Source organism: Kribbella caucasensis (genome assembly GCF_004361855.1).
GTDB lineage: Bacteria > Actinomycetota > Actinomycetes > Propionibacteriales > Kribbellaceae > Kribbella > Kribbella caucasensis.
On sequence record NZ_SNWQ01000002.1, the window covers coordinates 117,287 to 141,682 of the forward strand.

Below are 24,396 nucleotides of genomic sequence, written 5' to 3' on the forward strand. Positions count from 1 at the left end.
CAGGATTAGCACTAAGTGTTCACAGAGAAACCCTCTGTGTGCAAACCAGTGTGTTCATTGGTCTTGTCGAGACATGTGACCAAATTGCAAAGACCCCGGTTTTTGCCGGGGTCCTCGCTGTGCGTAGCCGCCTGACTCAGGCGTTCGGACGCTTTCCGTGGTTAGCGCCCTTCTTCTTGCGTCCGCGACGCTTACGTCCGGTCTTGCCCATTAGAAAGCCTCCTTGTAACAACTGCAAAGAGTCACAGTCTCTCATACCATAAAGGTGTCTTCACCGCAGTGCGGCGAGTCTCGGTCTGGCCTACAGTGTTTCGCGGCGCGCCTGATGAGCAAAATCATGACGAGTCAGCGAAGTGCTGTCTGCCCCCCTGTGCCCACTTTCCGGTGGGCACAAGACCGCGACCGCTGATCGGAGGTGACCTGACGTGTTTGGTAGTGACGCCTGGGAGTGGTGACGGTTACAGTTCCTGCGTGAACAGCCGCTGGCCGCTCCGTCTGACGGTGGCGTTCAGCGCTGGTATCGCGACCGTGGCACTGTTCGTCGCCCTTTTCCATACCAGGCCTGACGCCCCGACGTTAACGCTTGGCCTGCTCCTGTTGGTGGGGGCCCTACTCCGGTCCAAGGTCGGTCCCGTCCGGGCGTCGTTGGACTACGTGGTCGGTATCGCGCTGTTCCTCTTGTCCGGTGTGGCGGCCGCTGTGGTCGTTTCGGTTCTCCTTCCTCTCACTCAAGATCGTCGACTGCCGCTGATGCGGCGGGTCTTCAACGGCGCCATGGCCGTCCTCTGTGCGTCTGCCGCGGGTCTTGTCTTCCTCCGGGCGGGTGGTGTCCAGGGCAAGGAAGTTCTGGAGTCCCCGGGCCGGGCGATGTTCGCCGCCACCATGGCCATCATCACGTGGCTGGCGGTCAGTGCTGTGCTGATGTGTCTCGTGCTGTGGCTGGACCGCGGTGCGACCTCCCCGCTCGACTTCCTTCGCAAGGTGGCCGCCCCCACCGTCCTGCCGATGATGGGCTACGGCCTGCTCGGCGTACTGCTCGCCGTCGTCTGGATCGGTGGGCTCGGGATCGGCGCGGCTATCCTGGTCGTCGTTCCGTTGCTGGTGGCCCGCTGGACGCTGTCCCTGTACGAGGCCGAGCGGAACGCCCAGGCGGCGACGATGCGGGCCTTCATCCAGGTGATCGAGACCAAGGACCTCTACACCCGCGGTCACTCCGAACGGGTGAGCGAAGGCGTCGGGATGCTCGGCCGGCATCTGAAACTGAGCGAGAACCGGCAGCAGGCCCTCGAGCACGCGGGCCTGCTGCACGATGTTGGGAAGGTCGGCGTGCCGACGAACATCATCCGCAAACCCGGTCGTCTCGACGCGTCGGAGATGGACGCCATTCGCCTGCACCCCGCCCGCGGGGTCGAGCTGATCGGCAACATCCCCTTCCTCGAAGAGGTCAAGTCGGCCGTGCTGCACCATCACGAGAAGTTCGACGGGTCCGGCTATCCGGCCGGCCTCAGCGGCCAGAACATTCCGTACTTCGCGCGGATCATCGGCATCGTGGACGCGTTCGACTCGCTGACCTCGACGCGTTCGTATCGACCCGCCCGGGATATCGAGGAGACCTTGCAGATCCTGTTGCAGGACCGGTACACGCACTTCGATCCGCACCTGGTCGACGCGTTCGTCGAGGTCATCCGGGCGCGCGGCTGGGTGACGGTGACCGACCAGCCGGAGCCCGATAGCACGGTTCAGGCGGCCATCGACCACGACGACCTCAGTCTCGGCAGCGGCGGCGGTGCCACAGGTTCCGCCGCGGGTCCCGGGGCCTAGATGAGCGAGGTGGTAGAGCGCAGGCTGGGCAGCGGCGCGGTCCTGATCCTCGCCGGTGGAGTGCTCGGGCTGGCGGCGCTGATCATCACGGTTCGGCGGGGCGTCACGGAATGGCCCTACGCGCTGACGTTCGGCATCCTGATCGCGATCGGCGAAATGGTCCAGTTCCGCGTCGACCGGAGCCGGAACCGGGCGCCGATCGCAACCAGCGCCGCCCTCGGGTACGCCGTACTGCGCGGCCCGGAGGTAGGGATCCCACCGGACGTCGCCCAAGTCATCGCCGTCACCGGAATCGCCACCCTGGCAGGTGTCCTGCCCCGAGTGATCGCGGGCATGCGCTGGGACATCGTCGTGTCCTGCCGCCGGGTGCTGTCGGTGGCAGGTGCGGCCGCGGTCTTCTCGGCGGTCACGCCGATTGATCTGTACTGGACCGGATCCTGGCGTCATGCCCTTCCGCTGACCGGCGCCATGCTGCTCGCGGTTCTCGGCGCCGCCACGATGGACGCGCTGATCGGTGCCGGCCAAGCGACCGAGAAGTTCAACCAGCCGTTCCCCGCCGCCTTGCGCGATGAGGTCGTGATGGCCGGCCGGATCGGCATGGCGATGGGGATCAGCGGCATCCTGCTGGCCTGCGGAACGTCCTTGCTCGGACTGTGGGGACCGCCGCTCGTCGTTGTCCCGCTTTTCCTGACCCAGTTCGCGTTCCGGCGATTCGCATCGGCGCAGCGGACCTATCGGACAACCGTGCGTTCGATGGCGCGCAGTACGGAGATCGCGGGGTTCAGCAGTCCCGGGCAGAACGCGCGGACCGCACAGCTGGCGGTGACCCTCGGGCATGACTTGGGGTTGACGCCGGCGCGGATGGAGGCGTTGGAGTATGCCGCGCTGCTGTCGGGGGTGGGGCAGTTGGCGTTGGCGGATCCTAGTCCGGGTGGGGCGTCGTTGCTGCGGAGCCGGGGGGAGCGGCAGCAGGCGGCGGAGATCGGTGCCTCGATCATCGAACGGTCGGGGGTGCTGGATCACGTGGCGGAGATCGTGCGGCACTCCAACGATCCGTATCGGCAGGGCCGGGCGAACAACTCCGACATCCCGGTGGAGAGCGGAATCGTCAACGTGGCCTTGGCGTACGAGCAGCTGGTTGGCGAGGGCAACGGTCAGAGTCCGGAGAAGGCGATGGAGTCGATCGGGCTGGGGATCGGCGCGGAGTACGACCCGGTCGTGGTGGAGTCACTCCGCCGGGTGATCGGTCGCGGTTTTCGTTTCTAGTTCCTGCCAAGTCGGTGTGGGTTCGGTAGGGATATGGCCCGCGCCGTCCATCCCGGCGTACAGGAGTAAGGCGGCGCCGGCGGCGATGAGGACGTCGCCGGGGCTGACGGCCTGGCTGAGCCAGGGGAGGGCGACCGGTACGACGTCGCCCAGCCACGGCAGGACTGTGTGGGGGCCGGACAGCTCGTGGCGGGGATCGTTGACGGCCGAGGCCGACACGCCGGCGCGGGCGAGAGCGGCGACGGAGACAGGCATGGCGCCGTTCAGGATGACGACCATCGCGTTGCTCAGGAAGCCGATTGCGAGCAAGGCGACACCCGGCCGGAGCAGGTTCAGGCGGAGGAACACGATGATGCAGAGGGCCGAGCCGATCAGGCCGACGGGGTAGGCGATGCCCCCGGTGATCGAGCCGAGGAGCTGGCCGGTCGCCGCGGCGGCGAGCCAATGCAGGCCGACGAGGGTGTTGTCGGCCAGCGCGGTGAAGCGGCCACCCGTGAGGAGCGCCGCCCCCGCGGCCAGCACCATGACGAGGAGAACCAGCAACACCCTCGCGATTCTGCCCCGCCGTACGACGCATCCGGCGTACCCCTGTGCTTCTGAGCGTGTCGACATAACCGCAAAGCGTGATGGGCGGCACACACCAGTGTGCCGCCCATCACCACACACCTCAGGACTTGGCGGTGGCCCCGCCCTCGTCCAGCAGTTCGGGCAGATCCTTCACGCCCGGGTCGCCCGCATCGGCCGTGTAGTCGGACGCATGGGTCGAGTCGACGCCGTCCACCACCTTCAGCGCCTTGAAGACCAGCGTCAGCACGATCACCACGACCAGGTTGATGACGAGCGCCGTCAACGCGATGTACGCCTGCTTGTCGGTCCCCGGGATGTTCGCCAGCGATCCGCCGAAGTGCTTGCCGGTCACCGGATTGACCACGTTGTACGCCCTGATCGTGCCGTACACCATCGCCACCGCCCAGCCGGCCAGCAACGCCCAGCGGTGGAACCACCGGGTGAACAGGCCGCCCACGATCGCCGGGAACGTCTGCAGGATCCAGATCCCGCCGAGCAGTTGCAGGTTGAGCGAGATCGTCTTGTCCATCCCGAGCACGAAGATCAGCGCGCCGAACTTCACCAGTAGTGACGCGAGCTTCGACACCTTCGCCTCCTGGGCCGGGGTGGCGTCCGGCTTCAGGAAGTCGCGATAGATGTTGCGGGTGAACAGGTTCGCGGCCGCGATCGACATGATTGCCGCCGGCACCAGTGCGCCGACCGCGATCGCCGCGAACGCGATCCCGGCGAACCAGGACGGGAACTCCTGGTCGAACAGCCGCGGGATCGCCAGCTGCGGGTTGTTCAGCCCGTCGAGACCCTTGATGTTGACCTGGGCCTTGATCGCCATGAACCCGAGCAGCGCCAGCAACCCGAGCAGCAGCGAGTACGCCGGCAGGATCGCCGCGTTCCGCCGGACCACGTTCCGGTTCTTGGTCGACAGCACCGCGGTCACCGAGTGCGGATACATGAACAACGCCAGCGCGGATCCGAGTGCCAGCGTCCAGTACGCCGAGTAGCCCGCCTCGCCCGGGATGAACGCGCCGGTCGGCTTCCCGGTGGCGGGGTTCTGCGTCTCCATCTTCGTCTTGGCCGCGTCGAAGATGGAGTCCCAGCCGCCGAGCGCGTGCGGCAGGTAGAGGATCGCGACCGCGATGACGAGGTAGATCAGGCCGTCCTTGACGAAGGCGATCATCGCCGGTGCCCGCAGACCCGACGAGTACGTGTACGCCGCCAGCACCGCGAACGCGATCAGCAACGGAAGGTCCTTGGCCAGCAGGTTGTCGCCGCCCAGACCCATCGTCTCGAACACGGCCTGCATGCCGACCAGCTGCAACGCGATGTACGGCATGGTGGCCAGGATCCCGGTGACCGCGACGGCCAGCGAGAGCCCGCGACTGCCGTACCGGCCGCCGACGAAGTCCGCCGGAGTCACGTAACCGTGGCGGTGCGAGACCGACCAGAGCCGGGCCATGAAGATGAAGATGATCGGGTAGACCACGATCGTGTACGGCACGGCGAAGAAGCCGCTGATCGCACCGGTCGCGTACATCGCGGCCGGGACGGCGATGAACGTGTAGGCCGTGTAGAGGTCACCGCCGAGCAGGAACCAGGTGATGAAGGTGCCGAAACCCCGGCCGCCCAGACCCCATTCGTCCAGGCTCTCCAGGTCCCCGGTCCGCCGCCAGCGCGCGGCCATGAAGCCCATCGCGGTGACCGCGCCGAAGATCAGGATGACGATGCTCAGCTGAACCCAGTTGACGTCGTTCACTTGGCGCCCTCCCCGGGCTTACCGAGACCCTGGGCGGCCCGGCGCCGCCGTTCCTCCCGGATCACCAGCTGGTAGGCGATACTCACGGTGATCGCGGAGATGAACACCCACATCAGCTGGTACCAGTAGAAGAACGGGAAACCCCACAACCGGGGTTCGTCCCTGGCATAGGTGGAGACCAGCAGCGGTACCACGACCGAGACCGCCAGCACGACGCCGGCGATCCAGTACGCGGGTCTGACCGCGGACAGCTTTGACACAGCTACCTCCTCGGGGGCACAAGGCGCAACGGAGCACGCTACCGTCAGGCACAAGACGGTTACCAGCCCGAGTTCAGGAGTGAGATCAGCTCTGGGCGGCGGCGGGGCGGTAGATGTATGGCTGGGAGGAGCGGACCGCTTCGGTGACCATCAGGAGCAGGTCGGCGCGGGCCTCGATCGGGCGGCCGAACAACTCGTCGTCGCCTGGGATCGGGAAGCCCTTCACGCCGATCGCGAGCTGGCTGAGCAACACGTGCAGCACGCCGCGGGCGTTGAACACGTTCGGCGTCGGCCACTCCGGCAGGGTCTCGTGCATCAGTGGCTGCTGGGCCGCGGTCGCCGCGATCGGCTTCAGCCAGCGTTCCAGCTCGTCGCTGGTCAGCATGTTGCGGTGCAGGATCGTCATCACCGCGTGCGCGACCCTGTCGTGCTCCTCGTGCACCCAGCGGTACTTCGTCTCCTTGACGATCCGGTCCGCGAGCACGTCGAGCAGCGCACGCAGTACGCCGGCGTCGCAGTGCCGGGATCGGGCCAATGCGCCGATCGCGTCCGCGCCGTGGGCCACCGCGTGCGCCCAGCCGCAGTCCTGGACGAAGCCGCGGAGGTCGCGTTCGCGCAGCAGCCAGGTGGCCAGCCGGTCGCCCCAGCGCATCACCACCTCGTCGTGCACCAGGAACTCGGCGTTGTCCCGGTGGATCACCTCGGCCAGCGTGAGCGCGGTGAAGGACCGGCGGAACACGGTGTCCGTGCCGTCCTCACCGAGCCCGTAGGCGAGTCCGGCGCAGAGGCCGTCACCGAAGCCCGGCAGCAGGTCGTCGTACACCCCGCGCTCCAGCCAGGTGGCCAGGGTCGGGTACGCCAGGGCGTCCCGGATCTGCGGGTTGGTACTGGCCAGGCCGCGGACGAGCTCTTCGGTGAGGTCGGTCAGCGCACGGTCGTGCGGCACCGCGTAGTCCGCGGCCATCACGTCCTGCCAGTACGACGTCGACTCCACCGAAACATCCTTTCACTCGAACCTGCTCAATCAACACCCATCCAGCCCCATCTGTCGAGCATCCTTCACTTTCGTGATCAGCTGCCAGGCTAGGCTCAGCTCCGTGCCGTCGCTGACCGACGTGGTGCGGAACCACACGACCCTGGACCAGGCGGACCTGGACCGGTTGCAACTGCTGGTGTCCGACTGGCAGATGCTGGCCGACCTGTCCTTCGCGGACCTGGTGCTGTGGCTGCCCGACACCGAGGGGCTGGGTTTCTGGGCCGGTGCGCAGATGCGGCCGACGACCGGGCCGACGGCGTACCTGGACGACATCGTCGGCAGCTTCATCCCGCGGGACCGGCGGCCGCTGCTGGACCAGGCCTACGACCTCGGCCGGATCTGCCGGGAGGGCGATCCCGAGTGGCGCGACGAGGTCCCGGTCCGGGTCGAGACGATCCCGGTACGCCGCGGGGCCCGGGTGATCGCCGTGATCGCCCGGAACACCAACCTGCTCGGTGTCCGGACCCCGTCCCGGCTGGAGATCGCCTACCTGCAGAGCGCGACCGATCTGGCCCGGATGATCACCGACGGCATCTTCCCGTACGGCGGGGAACGGCTGCTGTCCACGAGTCCACGAGTGGGCGACGGGTGCATCCGGGTCGATCGGCACGGCATGGTGACGTTCGCCAGCCCGAACGCGTTGTCCGCCTACCGCCGGATGGGACTCGTCACCGACCTGGTCGGGAGCCGGCTGAAGGACGTCACCGGTGAACTGCTGCACAGCGGCCACAAGGTCGACGACGTGCTCGCCTCGGTGCTGACCGGCCGGGCGGCCAAGGAGATCGAGATCGAGAATCCCGAGGCCACCCTGTTCCTCCGGGCGATCCCGTTGCGCGCCGACGGCGACCACGTGGGCGCGCTGATCCTGCTCCGCGACGTCACCGAACTGCGGAGCAGGGAGCGGGAGCTGGTCACCAAGGAGGCGACCATCCGGGAGATTCATCATCGCGTCAAGAACAACTTGCAGACCGTCGCGGCGTTACTCCGGATGCAGGGCCGGCGGATCACCGTGCCGGAAGCCCAGGCGGCGCTGGCCGAAGCGGTACGCCGGGTCGGGTCGATCGCGATCGTGCACGAGACGTTGTCGGAGTCGTTCGACGAGAGCGTGGACTTCGATGACGTCGCCGACCGGATCGCGGCGATGGTGGCGGATGTGTCGACCGTCGCGACCCAGGTGGAGACCCGGCGGACCGGGAGTTTCGGCGTACTGGACTCCGAGGTCGCGACCCCGCTGGCGATGGTGCTCACCGAGCTGATGCAGAACTCGGTCGAGCACGCTTTCGGCACCCGATCGGGTGACGCCGCGATCGGCGTGATCGAGCTGGATGCGCAGCGGTCGGTCGGGCGGTTGCGGGTGGTGATCACCGATGACGGCAATGGACTGCCGGCCGGGTTCGACTCGGAGACCTCGGGCAACCTCGGGCTGTCGATCGTGCGAACGCTGGTGATCGGTGAACTCGATGGCGTGCTGGAGTTCCATCCCCGGCACGACGGGCCCGGCACCACGGTCGTCCTCGACATCCCGGTCAAGGAGTAGCAGGCCTCGCAGTACAAGCGGTCCTGCACATCAAAGCTGCGCTGCAGATCAAAGAAACCTGCAAATCAAAAGGCCCCGCGGATCCCGCGGGGCCCCATCGCGTTGCTGCTTCAGGCGGTGCGGATCCGGGCCCGGGCGTTCCGGCGCTTCAGCGCACGGCGCTCGTCCTCGCTCAGGCCACCCCAGACACCGTGGTCCTGGCCGGCCTCCAGTGCCCAGGCGAGGCACTGTTCACGCACGTCGCAACGGCGGCACACCTGCTTGGCTTCCTCGATCTGCATGATCGCAGGGCCGGTGTTGCCGATGGGGAAGAACAGTTCCGGGTCCTCATCGAGGCAAACGGCCCGGTGGCGCCAATCCATGGCGGATCCCATCTCTCTCGGTAGTTGTCGTACGCTGACTCGGGACTGTGCCCGATCAGCGGGTCGATACTCGTTGCTCACTCGCACCGGGGGGTGGTGCGGCGTGTTGTGAAGCCGTTCGACCGTGTTGTGAACGTTTTCACGAACGAGTCCATGTTCCCAATCCCAGGGGATCGAAACAAGGGTTATTGACTTGTCGATCGGATCACAACACTTCCTTAACACTCCGAACCGGTGCGTGGCCGTACACCACGTCCGTTTTCCGGACGGGGCCTCTGGCTGCGATCACCCGTTCACTGCAAGTAACCGATCCAACGGCCTTCGGGTTACGCAAAACCTTCGGAGTCCCTGTGGGGTCAAGGTTCTGACGCGCTGCGAACCACTAGGCTGGCGGTTGTGCCGACCGATTCGGAATCCGCTGTCGTCCCGCGCCCGCTCAAGCTAGCCGCCGGTGTGGTCGCTGCGGAAGGGGTTGTGGTCGCCGCACTCGGAATTGCTGAAGCTTTTACGATCGACAGCTCCCGCCTGGTCCTCGGGCTGACCACGACGGTGTTCCTGCTCGCGTACGGCGGCGGCCTGCTGGTGGTGGCTCGCGGGCTGACCCGGGCGTCGACCTGGAGCCGCGGGCCGACCGTTTTCAGCCAGCTCATGCAACTCCTGATCGCCTGGAGTTTCTGGGGTGGCTCGACCAAGTGGGTCACGATCGTGCTGGCGGTCGCGGCGCTCGCAGTACTGGTCGCCGTCTACCAGAAGGCGTCGATGGACGCGCTGCGGGATGACCCGACCAAGGATCATCCCGTTCTCTAACTACTCCTTCAGCAGGCCCGCTCTGAGCTCGGTGAGGGTACGGGCGAGCAGCCGGGACACGTGCATCTGGGAGATGCCGATCTCCTCGGCGATCTGGGACTGGGTCATCCCGCGGAAGAACCGGAGCGTGAGGATCCGCTTCTCGCGCGTTTCCAGCTGGGCCAGCAAGGGTTTGAGTGATTCGCGGTACTCGACGCTCTCCAGTGCCTCGTCCTCGCCGCCGAGCCCGTCCAGCACGGTGGTGGCGTCCTGCTCGTTCTGGTCCGGAGCGTCCAGGGACAAGGTGTTGTAGGCGTTCGCCGACTCCAGGCCTTCGATCACCAGGTCCTGGGCCAGCCCGAGCCGGTGGGACAGTTCCGCGACCGTCGGAGCCCGGCCCAGTTCCTGGGTCAGCTCGGCCGTCGCGGCGGTCAGCGAGAGGCGCAACTCCTGCAGCCGGCGGGGGACCCGGATCGCCCAGCCCTTGTCCCGGAAGTACCGCTTGATCTCACCCAGGATGGTCGGGGTCGCGTACGTCGAGAACTCCACGCCGCGCTCCGGATCGAACCGGTCGATCGCCTTGATCAGGCCGATCGTGGCCACCTGGACCAGATCGTCGTACGGCTCGCCGCGGTTGCGGAACCGGCGGGCCAGGTGCTCCACCAGCGGCATGTGCAACGAGACCAGTCCGTCCCGGGCCACGACATGCTTGGGGTCGCCCGGAGCCGCGGCCGCCATCGCGGCGAAGAACTCCGCCGTCCGGGTACGCAGGTCTGTTGGTTCCTGGGGATCGCCCAGGGTTCGGCCGTCGGTCACGCCTTCTCCGAGGCGTGGGCGGACGCCGTCACGGTGATCGTCAGCCTGCCGTCGTCGGTCTCCGCCGCGACGGACTCCACCAGCGCGGTCAGCACGGTCCAGCCGAACGAGTCGGTGTCCGGCATCCAGCCACTCGGCACCAGCGCGGACGTCCGTACCGTGAGCTGCGGCGGGTCGATCTCGAAGACGCAGTCCAGTACTCCGTCCGTGGCCTGCGGCAGCAGTAACGCGCACGCCTCGTCGATGGCGATCCGCAGGTCGTCGATCGCGTCCACGGTGAAGTCGTTGCGGGCCGCCAGGTTCCCCACGACCGACCGTGGTACCGCGATGTAGGCGCTGTCGGCGGGGATGCTGAGGCGGACCTCGGCCGGGCGTCCGGTGCTGCTCACAGTGCTCTTGCCTCCCAGGAAGGGCGTTGGTGTTTGGGCTCCCCTGACTGGGGCGGTGGGACGGGGAAAGAAATGACACCGCTTATATCTTCCCCGGTACCCGGGTTCTGTGCATGTGAACAGCCCTGGAGGCCGGTCCCGTACCGCGGAACCGGCCTCCTGCGGGTGGTTTCAGCTGGTGGGCTCGACGTGCGTCGGGTCGAGCACCCGGCGCAGGAACGTCCGGGTGCGCTGGTGCTGCGGGTTGCCGATCACGTCGGCAGGTGGTCCCTGTTCGACGATGACGCCGCCGTCCATGAAGACGACCCGGTCGGCCACCTCGCGGGCGAACGCCATCTCGTGGGTGACCACCAGCATCGTCATCCCGTCCAGGGCGAGCTTGCGCATCACCGTGAGCACGTCGCCGACGAGCTCCGGGTCGAGCGCCGAGGTGGGCTCGTCGAACAGCATCAGCGCCGGGTCCATCGACAGCGCCCGGGCGATCGCGACCCGCTGCATCTGCCCACCGGACAGCTGCGCCGGGTACGCCGTGACCTTCTCGCTCAGGCCGACTCGCTCGAGGTTGGCCCGGGCGATCTGCTCGGCGTGCGCCTGTTTCCGCTTCAGCACCGTGATCTGGGCGACCGTGCAGTTCTGCAGCACGGACAGGTGCGGGAACAGGTTGAACTGCTGGAACACCATGCCGATCTGCTGCCGCGCGGCGTCCAGGTGGCAGTCCCGGTCGGTGATCTCCTCACCGCGGACGAACACCTGGCCCTCCTGCGGTTGCTCGAGCAGGTTGACGCAGCGCAACAGGGTGGACTTGCCCGAGCCGGACGGGCCGATGACGCAGACCACCTCGCCCTGTTCGACGGTGAAGTCGATACCGCGCAGGACGTGGTTGCTGCCGAACGACTTGTTCAGGTTCTTGATCTCGACCAGAGCCATCAGCGCGTCCTCGCCGCCTTCGCCTCGAGCCGGCGGACCAGGATGCCCAGCGGCAGGGTGATGATCAGGTAGCAGAAGCCCGCGGTCACCAGCGGAGTCAGGTTCGCCTCCGTGTTGGCCAGGTCCCGGCCGAACCCGGTCAGCTCGTACGCGTCGGCCGCCGTACCGATGATGAAGACCAGGGACGAGTCCTTGACCAGCAGGATCAGGTCGTTGGTCAACGGCGGCAGCACGATCCGGAACGCCTGCGGCAACACGATCTTGCGGGTCGCCAGCCCGGCCGGCATACCGAGCGAGCGGGCCGCCTCGACCTGGCCCTTCGGCACCGCCTGGATCCCGGCCCGGATCACCTCGGCCATGTACGCCGCGGCGACGATGCCGAGGGCCAGCCAGACCACGCCGTACGGGTCCCAGGGGATCGTCATCCCCTCGAACGCCAGCGGCAGCAGGCTGAACGCGATGAACACCACGATGGCCGGCAGACCGCGGAAGAACTCGATGTAGGCGGTCGAGAGCCACCGGTACGGTCCGACGCTGCTCAGCCGCATCAGTGCCAGGATCGTGCCGCCGACCAGACCGATCACGAACGCGCCGGCGGTGTACTCCAGGGTCTTGACCAGCGCATCGAGCATGCCGTTCTCGAAGGCGGACTTGATGAACTCCGGCTTGAAGAAGACGTCGGCGATCTGGCCCCAGTTCGCGGTGAACGCCGCGACCAGGACCATGACGACCAGGATCGCGTACTGGATCCAGCGGGACCGCTGAGCCCGTTGCCGCGGGCTCAGCCCCTTTCGCTCGACGGTGTCAGTGGTCGGCACGCTCACTTCTTCGGCTCAACCCCGAACCACTTCTTGTAGATCTCGTTGTACTTGCCGTCGGTCTTGGCGGTGGCCAGCAGGGTGTTGAACTTCTCCACCAGCTTCGGCCCGCTGCCGTCCTTGAGCGCTCCGAACCCGTACTGCTCACCGGTGTTGAACTCGGCCGCCACGGCCATGTCCGGGTTGTCCTTGACGAAGTCGTAGAGCACACCGTTGTCGTTGATGGCGGCCTGGACCCGGCCGGACTTGACGTTGTTCTCCTGCAGCGCGAGGTCGTTGAACACGACCACCTCGAAGCCGTTCGTCTTCGCCTGCTCGTCGGCGTACACCTTGCCGGTGGTGTCGGCCTGGACGCCGACCTTCTTGCCCTTCAGGTCCGCGAGCGACTTGATCCCCGAGTCCGCCTTCACCATCAGCACCTGGGTGGCGTCCATGTACGGGTCGGTGATGCTGATCGCGGCCTGCCGCTCCGGGGTGATGGTCATCGCGCCCATGCCCATGTCGCACTTCTTGGCCTGGAAGGCGGCACCCGAGGTGACCTGGGCCCACTCGATGTTGACCACTTCCTGGGTCAGGCCGAGGTCGTTCGCGACCAGGTTGAGCAGGTCGACGTCGAAGCCGACAACGTCGTTGCCTTCCTTGTACTGGAACGGCTTGTACGGCAGGTGGGTGCAGACCGTCAGCTTGCCGGACTTGACCAGGGTGATCCCGGCGGCCGCGGCTTTGTCCTCGGTGCCACCGCTGGGGGAGTCATCGCTGCCGCAGGCTGTGAGCACGAGCGCGAACACGGCGACCGATGCGACGGCGGCCGCTGCGCGACTCTTGCGGAGGGTGGTGACGATGTTCATCGCGAATACTCCTCGACACTGGTTGTGGAAACTCCGGGTCGGACGTTACCGGTCCGGAATGTGCGCATCCTGACACAGCAGGCAGCCGCATGTCGGCTGGTAACGGGGCCCGAGACTCTATCGTCACCCGGATGAGTCCTGTGGGGACCCTCACAGACCAGACCAGTGCGTGCTGTGGTTTACTCGTAGCCACGGGTGACCCCCTGTAATGCCGCCGTCCGACGCACCCTCATCGGACGGCCGATCCGCATTCCGCTCTGTAAACGCTTGCCCGCTGTTCGCCGGGCTGACGAAGGGTCCCCATGGCCGCCGAAGCTTTCCCGTCCGAGGTTTCCGATTCCGATCCGTACGCCGATAACGCTGTCGATGTTGATCCGTACGCCGGTGACGCCGTCTTCGAGCTGCACCGCGGCGGCAAGATCGAGGTGACGTCGTCGGTCCAGGTCCGCGACGCCGACGACCTGTCGATGGCGTACACCCCGGGAGTCGCCCGGGTCTGCACCGCGATCGCCGAGGACCCGTCACTGGTCCGCCGGTACACCTGGAAGTCCAACGTCGTTGCCGTGGTCACCGACGGAACCGCCGTACTGGGTCTCGGTGACATCGGCCCGGCCGCATCGCTCCCGGTGATGGAGGGCAAGGCGCTGCTGTTCAAGGAGTTCGGCGGGGTCGACTCGGTGCCGATCGCGCTGGACTGCACCGACGTGGACGAGTTCGTCGACACGGTCGCCCGGCTGGCCCCGACGTTCGGCGGGATCAACCTGGAGGACATCTCCGCGCCGCGTTGTTTCGAGATCGAGCGCCGGCTGAAGGAACGCCTCGACATCCCGGTCTTCCACGACGACCAGCACGGTACGGCGGTAGTCGTACTGGCCGCGCTCCGTAACGCGCTGCGGGTGACCGGCAAGAAGATCGGGGACGTCCGGGTGGTGATCTCGGGAGCAGGTGCGGCTGGGGTCGCCTGCGCGCGGATCCTGCTGCAGGCGGGCGTCGGCGACCTGACCGTTGTCGACAGCAAGGGTGTGCTGTCCGAGGACCGGGCCGACCTGAACCCGGTGAAGCTGTCCCTGGCCCGCGACACGAACACCGCGCAGTTGTCCGGCCGGCTGGTCGACGCCCTCGACGGCGCGGACGTCTTCCTCGGCGTCTCCGGCGGCACCGTGCCGGAAGAGGCGATCGCGCGGATGGCGCCGGGCGCGATGATCTTCGCCCTCGCGAACCCGAACCCCGAGGTGCACCCCGACATCGCCCACCGCCACGCCGCGGTGGTCGCCACCGGCCGCTCGGACTTCCCGAACCAGATCAACAACGTCCTCGCCTTCCCCGGCATCTTCCGGGGCGCCTTCGACGCCGGCGCCACCCGGATCACCGAAGGCATGAAACTCGCCGCCGCGGACGCCCTGGCAAACCTCGTCTCCGACGAGGACCTACGCGCCGACTACATCATCCCGTCCCCCTTCGACGACCGCGTCGCCCCCGCCGTCGCCACCGCGGTAGCCACCGCAGCCCATCAGGACGGCGTAGCCCGCCCCTGAGCCCGACAACCCCGAGCCGGGGCGCCTGCGGCCGTAGTACAGAACCCCCGGGCCCGCCTCGCGACACCGTCGGATGTGTCGCCGGGCGGGCCCGGCCTCTGTTCAGGCCCCGTGCAACAACCCACCACACCGCAACCGGCGCCTGGCCTGACCCCAATCTCAGGGGTTGGCCACTCAGATTGGGGGTTGCCCACTCAGATTCTGAGTGGGCAACCCCTCATCCGAGGGGTCAACCACCGAGATTCGGCCGAGGCGGGTTTGCAGGCGTGGCCACGTCTCCAGGCCGCCACGCCACAACGACAAGTTCGCACGGGCGACGAATCCCGCCGGTGGCGGCGCTGTGCGAGCGCGTGCTGTGTACCGCTCGACATGAGGTAGTCGCCTGACCGGCAGCTCTTCACGCCTGGGATCCACCGATCGCAGGCGCCGTTGGCTACTACCTCATGTCGATCCGTACGCCGGGCGCACCTGAAACCTGTGGGTGGACGTGCGCGGTGATGTGTCTTACTGACGGGAGGTGGGGGCGGGCCTAGGGTAGGCGCATGCTTGCTGCCTATGCCGCCAAGTTCGATGCTGACGACCCGGTTTCCGTGTTGGAGGTGGGGGAGCGGCCCGAGCCGGTGGTGCCGGACGGGTGGGTGACGGTCGACGTCAAGGCGTCGGCGTTGAACCATCACGATCTGTGGTCGCTGAAGGGGGTCGGGCTGGCGGAGCGGAGTCTGCCGATGATCCTCGGTTGTGACGCGGCCGGGATCGATGTGGATGGCAACGAGGTGGTCGTGCACGCGGTGATCTCGGACCCGGCCTGGAAGGGGGACGAGACGCTCGATCCGAAGCGGTCGCTGCTGAGCGAGCGGTATCAGGGGACGCTGGCCGAGAAGGTCGCCGTGCCCGCGCAGAACGTCGTACCGAAGCCGGCCGGGTTGAGCTTCGAGCAGGCCGCGTGCCTGCCGACCGCGTGGCTCACGGCGTACCGGATGTTGTTCACGCAGTCGGGGTTGAAGCCGGGCGACACCGTGCTGGTCCAAGGGGCCGGTGGTGGCGTGGCGACGTCGCTGATCACGTTGGCGCGGGCGGCCGGGATCCGGGTCTGGGCGACGAGCCGGGACGAGGCGAAGCGGGCGAAGGCGGTGGAGATCGGCGCGCACGAGGCGTTCGAGTCGGGCGCGCGGCTGCCGGAGCGGGTGGACGCGGTGATGGAGACCGTGGGGCAGGCGACCTGGTCGCATTCGCTGAAGTCGTTGAAGCAGGGCGGCACCCTGGTGATCTCCGGGGCGACCAGCGGGCAGGCGCCGAAGTCGGCCGAGCTGAACCGGATCTTCTTCCTGCAGTTGCGGATCCAGGGGTCGACCATGGGGACCCGGCAGGAGCTGGCCGAGCTCGTCCGGTTCATGGCGAACGCCGGCATCGAGCCGCACATCGACTCCACCTTCCCGCTCGCCGAGGCGCGCACCGGCTTCGCGAAGATGAACGACGGCGACGTCTTCGGCAAGATCGTCTTCACGGTCTAGGCTGACGAGTTCGGAGCGGGTTGCCGGGGGCGGGTTGCCATGAACGAAAGTGTCGAGATCCGGCGCGCCGAGGTGGCCGATGCCGAGGCCGGCGCGCTGTGCCATCTGACCTGCTGGCGGGAGGCGTACGCCGGGATCGTGGAGCCCGCCTTGCTCCTCGAGCGCACGAGCGACCTGGTACGCCGTACCGAGCGCTGGGCCGCCGCGCTCGCCGACGGAGTGGTTCGGTGGATCGCGGTCAACCCTGATCCGGCCGCTCCCGTGGAGGATCGCGTGATCGGCTTCTCGGCGCCCGGTCCGGCCCGGGACGAGGACTCGCCGGTCCAGCTCGAGCTCTACGCGATCTACGTTCGCCAGAGCTGGTGGGGGACCGGCCTCGGCGCCCGGCTGCTGGATGTTGCCATCGGCACCCAACCGGCCTGCCTCTGGGTGCTGGAGGCGAACGGGCGGGCGCGGGCCTTCTACCGCCGGCATGGCTTCGTCGAGGACGGCAGCCGGGTCGACGAGCCCTTCTTCGACGTGCCCGAGATCCGGATGATTCGCCCGCATGGAGTGTCAGCGGCACCGTTGTGACAGGCGGCGCGCGGGACGTTTCATGCTTGAAACATTGCCGTCTCGGCGGGGCAACGCTTCTGGCTCAGGCTGTGCTTACCGCGGGAAACCCCCGCGGATTCGATCCGCCCGATCGAATGAGGGAGCAGGAGTGCCCATGAGGCCGACCTTGACGGTGATCGCCGACCCCGCCGACCGCTGGATGACGAAGGCCGCGTGCGTCGGCCAGGCCCCGGCGTACGACGAGACCGCAAGCCAGTGGGAGCAGCGTAAGGCGCAGGCGGTCTGCCTGACGGCGTGCCCGGTACTCGAGGAGTGCCGGGAATGGGCCCGCCGGACCAAGTTCACCGGGACCGCGGCCGGGGAGAAGTTCCTGTACGGCCGCCGTCGCGGGCGCCCCGGCCCGGCCGAGCGTCGCCGTACCGCGGTCGTCGGCGAGGAGCAGCAGCAGGCCAGCTGACAAAGACAGGCCTGCGGTTCGACTGACTGCCCAGTCGAACCGCAGGCCTTTGCCGTTCCAGCGGCCTGTTCCGGCGGCGTGTTCCGCGGGATCAGACCCCGACGAGCTCGTCCGCACGCTCCTCGACCTGCACCGACTGCCCCGACTTCTGCTTGTTCCGGCGGAACGGCTCGGCCAGTGTCGGCAGGATCTCCCGGCGGTGGTGGACGAAAGCGACCGCCGCGAGTACGGCGTAGATCCCGCAGAGGATGTACCGCCCCGTCTGCCCCGGTACGGCGAACTGCGCGGCGAAGAGACCCAATAGCGTCCAGGCGGCCCAACGCGGGAACCGGAGACTGAGCAGCACCGCGATCCCCAGCAGCGTCTGCGTCGCGGTGAGCATGAACTCCTCGACCTGCCGGCCATCCAGGTGCAACGCGGCCGAGCCGCCGCCGATGCCGTACGCGATCGGGAGGCTGCCGATCAGCAGCGTCCACTGGTTCACCTTGGCGGAGATCAGCAGAGCGAGCGCGGCCGCACCCTTGCCGCGCCACGCGAACAACAGCGCCACTATGAACTCCGGCGCCTCCGAGGCGAGCGGCGCCAGCCACTGTACGAGCAGGAACTGGTCGATCCCCAGCGCGTGCCCGCCTTCGACCAGCGAGTCCGCGAACGGTTCGGCCGATGCGACGATCACCGCGGCCGACACCATGAACATCGAGATCACCGCGAACCGCCGCTGCGCCGTCGAGAGCGCCCCGATCCGCGCGGCCGGGCCGATCAGGTCGGGCTCCTTGTCGTGGTCCGACGCGGCCGCGCGCCACAGGTAGTACCCGAAGAAGGCGAGCAGCGCGATCCCGAGGAGCAGGTGGATCTGCCCGGTCACCGGGATGACGAACGCGACCACGGACGCGATCGCGAGGAATCCGAGTTCGCGCCGATAACCCGACTCGAGCACCAGTTCCTTGACCGATCGGCCGCTGCGCCGACTGGCGACGTACAGGCTGATCAGGACGACACTGGACCAGCCGAGGCCGAGCAGTAGCCGGTTCGAGCCGGTCATGTTGGCGGCGGCGAACTGCACGTACTCCGGTTGGCTGCCGGCCGTGTGTGCGAAGTACAGGTCGACCGCGTACTCCGGGAGGACGGCGATCACCGCCAGCAAGGCGATCGCGAGTCCGCCGGAGATGTCGACCTCCGCGGCCTCGGCGGCCCACGCGAGGACGAACGACGCGGCGACGACAGCGACGCCGAAGAGAACGATCGCCAGCGGAGCGGCCGGGTGGGTGCCGGTCAGCCGGAGAGCGATCGCGGGGATCGCCAGTGCGAGGAGGAGCAGCACGGGGCGGAGAGCTCTTGGCATGCCTCCAGCCTGCCATCGTTTTGATACTTTCGCAATTGCGAAAGTGTGCGAGCGTGGTCACCACCGGCCTGCCGTGTTCCGGGGACCTGCTCCAGCGGTCACAATGACTCCGCGATGACGACACCGAACCCCGAACCGACGAAGGCTCAGCTGGATTCCGCCGCCGGCACCTTCGCGATGCTGTCCGCGCCGGTGCGGCTGCATCTGGTCTCCCTGGCGGCGCAGGGCGAGTACGACGTGGGCACGCTGGCCGAACGCGTCGGCGTGAGCATCGCGACGGCGAGCCAGCACCTGGGCAAACTCCGTCTGGCCGGCATCATCACGGCCCGCCGGGAGGGCCGCCGCCACATCTACACCGTCGACGACCCGCACGTACTGAACCTGGTCGACCAGATCTTCGAACACATCGCCCCGGACGGCTCCCTCGCGCCCGACCCGCCCCGCCGGACCAGGCCACCGCACACCGACTAGAGGATGTGCCGCAGGTACCGGTCAGGTGCGTCCAGGTAGGCCCGCCAGTTCCGCACGAGTTCGAGCTCGGACCAGGTGGTAGGCCGGATGCCCCAGTCGCCGATCTCCAGGATCGTCGCACCAGGCAGAGCGGCGATGACGGGGGAGTGGGTTGCGCACAGCACTTGTGAGCCCGTCGCGGCCAGCGCGGAGGAAGAACCCGGCCCGGCCTGCGCCGACCCCTCGGGTCAGCCGGATGTCGTCGGACAGGGCGGACTCCGTGGATCGGGTGGTGAGGCGGGCACCCGTCGAGCCGCCTTCGGGGGAGAGACCGAAGGCGATCGCGATCGCTTCGACCAGAGTGGACTTGCCGGTGCCGTTCTCGCCGACGAGGAAGGTGACGCCGGGAGCGAGGTCGAGCCCGTCGGTCAGCAGCTGTGCGACCGCTGGGATGGTGTGCGGCCAGTGGTTGGACACACGAATGCCCTCCGCGGCGGCGACTCGGCGTACCGGGTGGTCGGCGAAGGGCATTCGGTCAGACTAGATCAGCCGGTGGATCAGTCGTCCTCGTCGTCGAGGCGGGCCAGCCAGGTGGCGAAGCGTTCGATCGGGGTTTCGAACTCGGGGTTCAGGTCGACGAACTCGCGCAGCCGCTCGGCGACCCAGGCCAGCGTGACGTCTTCCTCGCCACGCCGGCCCTCGAGCTCCTCGATCCCTCGGTCGGTGAAGTACACGTCAGCTGAAGGCCTGCTTCATCAGCGTGGCCTGCTCCGCGACGTGCACGCCGTGCGAGCCGACCGACGGCGCGGACATGGCCGGCCGGGAGACCCGGTAGAACGGCAGCCCACCCAGGTGCTCGGTCAGGTTCAGCGCCATGAACGGCCACGGGCCCTGGTTCGCCGGCTCGTCCTGCACCCAGCGGACCTCTTGCAGGTTCGGGTACTTCGCCAGCTCCGCCTTGATCTCCTCGGACGCCAGCGGATAGAGCTGCTCGACCCGGACGATCGCCGTGCTGATCTTGTCCGGTTCCGCCTTCTTCCGCTCGGCCAGCAGGTCGTACACGACCCGGCCCGAGGCCAGGATCACCCGGTCGACCGCACCGGTGTTCGCCTCCGCCTCGGGGTCGTTGAGCACCGGCCGGAAGGTGCCGCGGGTGAGCTCTTCCGGCTGCGACACCGCCTCCTTCCGCCGGAGCAGCTGCTTCGGCGTGAAGACGATCATCGGGTTGTGCTCCTCCTGCAGCGTGTGCCGGCGGAGCAGGTGGAAGTACGACGCCGGTGTGGACGGCTGCGCGACCGTCAGCGCGTTCTCCGCGCACAGCTGCATGAACCGCTCGATCCGGGCCGACGAGTGGTCCGGGCCCTGGCCCTCGTACCCGTGCGGCAGCAGCAGTACGACGCCGGACTTCTGGCCCCACTTCGCCTCACCGGACGAGATGTACTCGTCGATGATCGACTGGGCGCCGTTCACGAAGTCGCCGAACTGCGCCTCCCACAGCACCAGCGCGTCCGGCCGGGCGACGGAGTACCCGTACTCGAAGCCGAGGGCGGCGTACTCGCTCAGCAGTGAGTCGTAGACGTAGAAGCTCGCCTGGTTCTCGTCCAGGTGCTGCAGCGGTACGTGGTCCTGACCGGTGACCCGGTCGACGACCGCGGCGAACCGCTGCACGAACGTCCCGCGGCGGCTGTCCTGTCCGGCCAGCCGGACCGGGCGGCCGGCCACCAGCAGCGACCCGAACGCCGTGATCTCGGCGCTGGCCCAGTCGATCGGGCCCTGGGTGATCGCCGCGGCTCGGCGCTGCATCTGCGGCAGCACCTTCGGGTGCGCGGTGAAGCCCTCCGGCAGCGTGGTGTACGCGTCGGCGATCTTCTTCAGGATCTCCGGCGTCGTGGCCGTCGCGTCCGGGCCCTCCGGCTTGTCCGGGTAGACCGGGACGGTCACGTACGGCGCCGGGGTGTCCGGCTGGCTCTTCGCATCGCGGACCTCGGTGAAAACCCGCTCCAGCCGCTGCTGGAAGTCCCGCATCGCCTGCTCGGCCTCGTCCACCGTGATGTCGCCACGGCCGATCAGGGCCTCGGTGTAGAGCTTGCGGACGGACCGCTTCTGCTCGATCAGGTCGTACATCAGCGGCTGGGTGAAGCTCGGGTCGTCGCCCTCGTTGTGACCGCGGCGGCGGTAGCAGACCAGGTCGATCACGACGTCCTTGTTGAACGCCTGGCGGTACTCGAAGGCCAGGTCGGCGACCCGGACGCAGGCCTCGGGGTCGTCGCCGTTCACGTGGAAGATCGGCGCCTGCACCATCCGGGCCACGTCGGTGCAGTACATCGACGACCGCGACGCCGCCGGCGAGGTGGTGAAGCCGACCTGGTTGTTCACGATCACGTGGATTGTGCCACCGGTGCGGTAGCCGCGCAGCTGGGACAGGTTCAGCGTCTCGGCCACCACGCCCTGGCCGGCGAAGGCCGCGTCACCGTGCACCAGGACCGGCAGCACCGGGAACGCGGCGCCCAGGTCGAGGAGGTCCTGCTTGGCCCGGGCGATGCCTTCCAGTACCGGGTCGACGGTCTCCAGGTGGGACGGGTTCGCCGCCACCGACACCTTGATCCGGTCGCCGAACTCGGAGACGAACTCGCCCTCCGCGCCCAGGTGGTACTTCACGTCACCGGAGCCCTGCACCGTCCGCGGGTCGATGTTGCCGTCGAACTCGCGGAAGATCTGCCCGTACGACTTGCCGACGATGTTGGCCAGCACGTTCAGCCGGCCGCGGTGCGCCATCCCGATGACGACCTCGTCCAGGCCGGCGCCGGCCGCCTCCTCGCAGATCTCGTCGAGCAGCGGGATGGTGGTCTCGCCACCCTCCAGCGAGAACCGCTTCTGGCCGACGTACTTGGTCTGCAGGAAGGTCTCGAACGCCTCGGCCTCGTTCAGCTTGGCCAGGATCCGCAACTGCTCCTCGCGCGGCGGCTTGGTGTGCGGCCGCTCGACCCGCTCCTGCAGCCACTTGCGCTGCTCGGGGTCCTGGATGTGCATGTACTCGATACCTGTGGTCCGGCAGTACGAGTCGCGCAGGATGCCGAGGATCTCGCGCAGCTTCATGAACCGCCGGTCGGTCGCTGCGCCGAACGACCCGGTGGCGAACTCGCGGTCCAGGTCCCACAGGGTCAGCCCGTGGGTGGCGACGTCCAGGTCCGGGTGGCTGCGCTGCTTGTACTCCAGCGGGTCGGTGTCGGCCATGATGTGGCCGCGCACCCGGTACGCGTGGATCAGCTCCAGGATCCGGGCCTGCTTGCTGATGTCCTCCTCGTGGCTGTGCGGGAGGTCGGCGGCCCAGCGGATCGGCTCGTACGGGATCCGCAGGGACTGGAAGATCTCGTCGTAGAAACCGTCCTCGCCGAGCAGCAGCTTGTGCAGCCGACGCAGGAACTCACCCGACTGGGCGCCCTGGATGATCCGGTGGTCGTACGTCGAGGTCAGCGTCATCACCTTGCTGACCGCGAGCTTGGCCATCGTCTCGTCGGCCGCGCCCTGGTACTCCGGCGGGTACTCCATCGCGCCGACGCCGACGATACAGCCCTGGCCGGCCATCAGCCGCGGCACCGAGTGCTGGGTGCCGATCGTGCCGGGGTTGGTCAGGCTGATCGTGGTGCCCTGGAAGTCGGGCAGCGCGAGCTTGTTGTCCCGGGCCCGCCGGACGATGTCCTCGTAGGCCATCCAGAACTCGGCGAAGTTCATCTCCTCGGCGGCCTTGATCGACGGCACCAGCAGCTGCCGGGTGCCGTCCGGCTTCTGCATGTCGATGGCCAGGCCGAGGTTGATGTGCTGCGGCTGGACCAGGGTCGGCTTGCCGTCGGTCTCGTCGTACGAGCCGTTCATCTCCGGCAGCGTCTTCAGCGCCCGGACCAGCGCCCAGCCGATCAGGTGGGTGAAGGAGATCTTGCCGCCGCGGGCCCGCTTGAGGTGGTTGTTGATGACGATCCGGTTGTCGATCAGCAACTTGACCGGCACCTGCCGGACGCTCGTCGCCGTCGGCACCTGGAGGCTGGCCTCCATGTTCTGCGCCGTCCGCGCGGGCGCGCCGCGCAGGATCACCCGCTCGGCGTCCGCGCTGGTCGCGGGAGCCGGCTTGGGCTTGGCCGTGGGCGGCTGGTTCACCGTTCCTCCGGTCGAGGCAGGAGCAGGCCGGGCAGGCGCGGCTGTGGCAGCGGCAGGTGTCGCGGGCGCCGGTGCGGCAGGCGCCGGTGCGGCTGCGGCTGCGGCCGGAGCCGAGGTGGCAGCGCCGCGGACAGGGGCCTCGGGGGTCTTGTTGTCGGACACCGCATCGGGTCGGGGAGCGTCGGCCGGACCGGTCGTCACCGGCGTCGCGTCACCCGGGCTGTTCCCCTTCGACTTCTTCCCCTCGAAGTAGACCGACCAGGCCGGATCCACCGACTTGGGGTCCTGAAGGTACTTCTCGTACATCTCGTCGACCAGCCATTCGTTCGCGCCGAAGGCTGCAAGGGGATTCGTGTCTGATGGCTCGGTGGCCACTTGGCAGTTCGCCTCTTCCGATGTGCGGGTCTGATACCACTGGTTATGACTGCTGAAGTTATGGGGTGCGTCCCGAGGGCAAGGTTAATAGGACGGGCAACACATCTACAGCCCGGGATCACCGGACCAGTGTGTCGAGTGGTTGCGTCGTCCCGGGATCCCCGGCCGGCTGCTGAAACACCCGGCTGCGAGGTGTTCCAGCATCGTCGCCGGCTGTTCTTTCGCCGTTCGCCGCGTTGGGAGCAGGCAACGCATCGAGACCCGTTGCATTCGTGGGATTTTGCGCTGCTCGCGGGGTGGCCGGCGGCATCCGGTACGCCTGGCTGCCCACTGTATGCAACTGCGCGGTCTCCAGCCGTAATGCTCAGTCGTCAACAAAAATGTGGTGAAGCTCACTCACTGGATCAGTCCAGTTCTCACCGATTGGCCAGCCGGCGTACCAGTTTCAGGCCCGACCAGGTGGCATCGACCGCGCACACCTTCACGTCCACCACGCCGAGCGGCAGCGCGAGGTTGCGGACGCCGTTCTCGTCCAGATCGGTCGGCACGCCGGACGACCGCTTCGGCCACGCGATCCAGATCATCCCGGCCCTCGTGGTCCGCTCGAGCAGGACCGGCAACCTCTTGGCCAGCCGCGCCCGATCCGGACAGAAGGCCAGCACCACGTCGTACTCCGTCCGCCCGGCGCGGGTCGCCGGCCGGATCCCGTCCGGCAGCCCCTCGATCGTGAAGCCCGCCGGCCCGTTGTCGAGCAACACCGCGTGCTCCGGCTTGATCCCGAGCTTCGCGGCCAGCGGCTTCCCGGAGTACCCGGGCGTGGTGGCCATGGTTTCGAT

25 protein-coding genes are annotated in these 24,396 nt (G+C 67.8%); 9 read left to right on the plus strand and 16 right to left on the minus strand.

Annotated elements, in window-relative coordinates:
- Positions 1-136: 136 nt before the first annotated feature.
- Complete coding sequence (locus EV643_RS46820) at positions 137-211, minus strand: 50S ribosomal protein bL37 (RefSeq protein ID WP_370452229.1); 75 nt, start codon at positions 209-211, stop codon at positions 137-139.
- Between the two features lie 260 nt (positions 212-471).
- Here EV643_RS46820 and EV643_RS04665 point away from each other — a divergent pair, with 260 nt between their 5' ends.
- A complete protein-coding gene (locus EV643_RS04665; RefSeq protein ID WP_133798718.1) occupies positions 472-1,821 on the plus strand; it encodes an HD-GYP domain-containing protein in 1,350 nt (449 codons plus the stop codon).
- Positions 1,822-3,087 (plus strand): HD-GYP domain-containing protein, encoded by a 1,266-nt coding sequence (locus EV643_RS04670; protein ID WP_238165358.1) that lies wholly within the window; start codon positions 1,822-1,824, stop codon positions 3,085-3,087.
- On the opposite strand, the gene EV643_RS04675 is transcribed toward EV643_RS04670, so the two are convergent.
- From EV643_RS04675 to EV643_RS04690, 4 genes are all read right to left on the minus strand, one after another.
- The gene (locus tag EV643_RS04675; RefSeq protein WP_238165359.1) at positions 3,049-3,633 is read right to left on the minus strand and encodes a DUF5317 family protein; all 585 of its coding nucleotides are present in this window, start codon (positions 3,631-3,633) and stop codon (positions 3,049-3,051) included. The two genes, EV643_RS04670 and EV643_RS04675, sit on opposite strands and share 39 nt — an antisense overlap.
- A 121-nt stretch (positions 3,634-3,754) precedes the next feature.
- Entirely contained in the window at positions 3,755-5,404 is a 1,650-nt protein-coding gene (gene mctP / locus EV643_RS04680; protein ID WP_133798719.1) for a monocarboxylate uptake permease MctP, read from the minus strand.
- Entirely contained in the window at positions 5,401-5,664 is a 264-nt protein-coding gene (locus EV643_RS04685) for a DUF3311 domain-containing protein (protein WP_133798720.1), read from the minus strand. Before EV643_RS04685 ends, mctP begins: the two co-directional genes overlap by 4 nt.
- 85 nt (positions 5,665-5,749) lie before the next feature.
- Positions 5,750-6,658 carry a DUF2785 domain-containing protein gene (locus EV643_RS04690; protein ID WP_133798721.1) on the minus strand — a complete coding sequence of 303 codons (909 nt, stop codon included), beginning with the start codon at positions 6,656-6,658 and terminating at the stop codon, positions 5,750-5,752.
- A 103-nt stretch (positions 6,659-6,761) separates the two neighbouring features.
- Between EV643_RS04690 and EV643_RS04695 the strand changes: the two genes are divergently transcribed.
- Complete coding sequence (locus EV643_RS04695) at positions 6,762-8,237, plus strand: sensor histidine kinase (RefSeq protein WP_133798722.1); 1,476 nt, start codon at positions 6,762-6,764, stop codon at positions 8,235-8,237.
- A 110-nt stretch (positions 8,238-8,347) separates the two neighbouring features.
- On the opposite strand, the gene EV643_RS04700 is transcribed toward EV643_RS04695, so the two are convergent.
- Complete coding sequence (locus EV643_RS04700; protein ID WP_012922773.1) at positions 8,348-8,599, minus strand: WhiB family transcriptional regulator; 252 nt, start codon at positions 8,597-8,599, stop codon at positions 8,348-8,350.
- Between the two features lie 396 nt (positions 8,600-8,995).
- Here EV643_RS04700 and EV643_RS04705 point away from each other — a divergent pair, with 396 nt between their 5' ends.
- Positions 8,996-9,406, plus strand: coding sequence for a hypothetical protein (locus EV643_RS04705; protein WP_133798723.1), 411 nt, complete (start codon positions 8,996-8,998; stop codon positions 9,404-9,406).
- Here EV643_RS04705 and EV643_RS04710 read toward each other — a convergent pair whose 3' ends face one another.
- The 5 genes from EV643_RS04710 to EV643_RS04730 all read right to left on the minus strand — a co-directional run bounded on the left by EV643_RS04710 (position 9,407) and on the right by EV643_RS04730 (position 13,183).
- Complete coding sequence (locus tag EV643_RS04710) at positions 9,407-10,201, minus strand: RNA polymerase sigma factor SigF (RefSeq protein ID WP_133798724.1); 795 nt, start codon at positions 10,199-10,201, stop codon at positions 9,407-9,409. It lies immediately after the preceding gene.
- Positions 10,198-10,590 (minus strand): ATP-binding protein, encoded by a 393-nt coding sequence (locus EV643_RS44650; RefSeq protein ID WP_133798725.1) that lies wholly within the window; start codon positions 10,588-10,590, stop codon positions 10,198-10,200. The genes EV643_RS04710 and EV643_RS44650 overlap by 4 nt, the downstream gene beginning before the upstream one ends.
- Positions 10,591-10,761: 171 nt before the next feature.
- On the minus strand, positions 10,762-11,517 hold the full coding sequence (locus EV643_RS04720) for an amino acid ABC transporter ATP-binding protein (protein WP_133798726.1): 756 nt from the start codon (positions 11,515-11,517) through the stop codon (positions 10,762-10,764).
- Entirely contained in the window at positions 11,517-12,335 is an 819-nt protein-coding gene (locus tag EV643_RS04725; RefSeq protein WP_238165360.1) for an amino acid ABC transporter permease, read from the minus strand. Before EV643_RS04725 ends, EV643_RS04720 begins: the two co-directional genes overlap by 1 nt.
- A 2-nt stretch (positions 12,336-12,337) precedes the next feature.
- Entirely contained in the window at positions 12,338-13,183 is an 846-nt protein-coding gene (locus EV643_RS04730; protein ID WP_133798728.1) for an ABC transporter substrate-binding protein, read from the minus strand.
- A 302-nt stretch (positions 13,184-13,485) separates the two neighbouring features.
- Here EV643_RS04730 and EV643_RS04735 point away from each other — a divergent pair, with 302 nt between their 5' ends.
- The 4 genes from EV643_RS04735 (at position 13,486) to EV643_RS04750 (ending at position 17,241) form a co-directional block, all read left to right on the plus strand.
- Positions 13,486-14,718 (plus strand): NAD(P)-dependent malic enzyme, encoded by a 1,233-nt coding sequence (locus tag EV643_RS04735; protein ID WP_133798729.1) that lies wholly within the window; start codon positions 13,486-13,488, stop codon positions 14,716-14,718.
- Between the two features lie 542 nt (positions 14,719-15,260).
- A complete protein-coding gene (locus tag EV643_RS04740; RefSeq protein ID WP_133798730.1) occupies positions 15,261-16,229 on the plus strand; it encodes a zinc-binding dehydrogenase in 969 nt (322 codons plus the stop codon).
- 39 nt (positions 16,230-16,268) lie between these two features.
- The gene (locus EV643_RS04745; RefSeq protein WP_133798731.1) at positions 16,269-16,802 is read left to right on the plus strand and encodes a GNAT family N-acetyltransferase; all 534 of its coding nucleotides are present in this window, start codon (positions 16,269-16,271) and stop codon (positions 16,800-16,802) included.
- Between the two features lie 136 nt (positions 16,803-16,938).
- Positions 16,939-17,241, plus strand: a complete 303-nt coding sequence (locus tag EV643_RS04750) for a WhiB family transcriptional regulator (RefSeq protein WP_133798732.1) — start codon at positions 16,939-16,941, stop codon at positions 17,239-17,241.
- Positions 17,242-17,332: 91 nt separating this feature from the next.
- Here EV643_RS04750 and EV643_RS04755 read toward each other — a convergent pair whose 3' ends face one another.
- Entirely contained in the window at positions 17,333-18,583 is a 1,251-nt protein-coding gene (locus EV643_RS04755) for a calcium:cation antiporter family protein (protein ID WP_133798733.1), read from the minus strand.
- A gap of 114 nt (positions 18,584-18,697) precedes the next feature.
- Here EV643_RS04755 and EV643_RS04760 point away from each other — a divergent pair, with 114 nt between their 5' ends.
- Positions 18,698-19,054, plus strand: a complete 357-nt coding sequence (locus EV643_RS04760; RefSeq protein ID WP_133798734.1) for an ArsR/SmtB family transcription factor — start codon at positions 18,698-18,700, stop codon at positions 19,052-19,054.
- 21 nt (positions 19,055-19,075) lie between these two features.
- Here EV643_RS04760 and EV643_RS04765 read toward each other — a convergent pair whose 3' ends face one another.
- The 4 genes from EV643_RS04765 to EV643_RS04775 all read right to left on the minus strand — a co-directional run bounded on the left by EV643_RS04765 (position 19,076) and on the right by EV643_RS04775 (position 24,387).
- On the minus strand, positions 19,076-19,564 hold the full coding sequence (locus tag EV643_RS04765) for an AAA family ATPase (RefSeq protein WP_238165361.1): 489 nt from the start codon (positions 19,562-19,564) through the stop codon (positions 19,076-19,078).
- A gap of 26 nt (positions 19,565-19,590) precedes the next feature.
- Positions 19,591-19,767 (minus strand): DUF6104 family protein, encoded by a 177-nt coding sequence (locus EV643_RS44015; RefSeq protein ID WP_165554028.1) that lies wholly within the window; start codon positions 19,765-19,767, stop codon positions 19,591-19,593.
- A gap of 1 nt (position 19,768) precedes the next feature.
- Positions 19,769-23,560 (minus strand): multifunctional oxoglutarate decarboxylase/oxoglutarate dehydrogenase thiamine pyrophosphate-binding subunit/dihydrolipoyllysine-residue succinyltransferase subunit, encoded by a 3,792-nt coding sequence (locus EV643_RS04770; RefSeq protein ID WP_133798735.1) that lies wholly within the window; start codon positions 23,558-23,560, stop codon positions 19,769-19,771.
- Positions 23,561-23,976: 416 nt separating this feature from the next.
- Positions 23,977-24,387: a DUF3052 domain-containing protein gene (locus EV643_RS04775; RefSeq protein WP_133798736.1), complete on the minus strand. Its 411-nt coding sequence runs from the start codon at positions 24,385-24,387 to the stop codon at positions 23,977-23,979.
- Between the last annotated feature and the right edge of the window lie 9 nt (positions 24,388-24,396).